The 785-nt window shown below is 27.6% G+C and carries 1 pseudogene; it reads left to right on the forward strand.

The window, feature by feature from the left end:
- A pseudogene (locus G8761_RS26725) lies at positions 1–272 on the forward strand (hypothetical protein); the annotation flags it as partial.
- Between the last annotated feature and the right edge of the window lie 513 nt (positions 273–785).

The following is a 785-nucleotide window of genomic DNA, read 5'->3' on the forward strand; positions in this document are numbered from 1 at the left end:
CTTCTAACCTCAAAAAAACTACGCAAAATCAATTAACAAAAAATCAACAATTACATAAATTACTAAAACAATCCCAATCAACCCCCCTCACAATAAAAAAACAAATAATAACCATTTATACCAAAACAAATAATTATCTAAATACATTAAAAATTAAACAAATCAAAAAATTTCTAATTCAATTACACACTTACTTAAGACCAAATAAACCTCAATTTCAAAAAATCATAACCTCTACCAAAACATTAACCACTAAAAACACGTATCGTTGACTAAATACGTTCGGCGAAAACGGCGTTCGAACCGCCTTAAATTATAATTACCACCGAGCGACCGTTAAAATCCTTTGCAGACGACTTAAATATGTGATGGGGTATTGTAAGTGGTAGAGTGGTTTTGTTGTTATGATTTATTGAGATTTAGTTTTTTGTTGTTAAGATTTGATTTTTTTTTAAATTATTTTAAAAAAAATAATTTTTAAGTTTATATAAGTCTTTTTATATTAATAAAGTAATAGTTTTTTAATGAATTTTTAATTTTATATGAGTTTGTTTTTTGAGGTTAAATGTTATTATTTGGTAAGATTTTGGATTTCGTTAAGTGTTTTGAAAATTTGCAATGCTCGCAAAGGTGGATAGTGAGAATAATAAGTGAAGAGATAGATTGGTTTAAAATGTTTATCGCGAAGGTGTATAGTGAGAAGAGTAAGTCAAGAGATAGACTTGTTCAAAAAGAAACAGAAGAGAATGTTTGGGGTTACATTTACGAAGGTGCAGAGTGAGAAG

The sequence above is a fragment of the Neobacillus terrae genome (genome assembly GCF_011393025.1).
In the GTDB taxonomy this organism is placed as follows: Bacteria; Bacillota; Bacilli; order Bacillales; family Cytobacillaceae; genus Neobacillus_A; species Neobacillus_A terrae.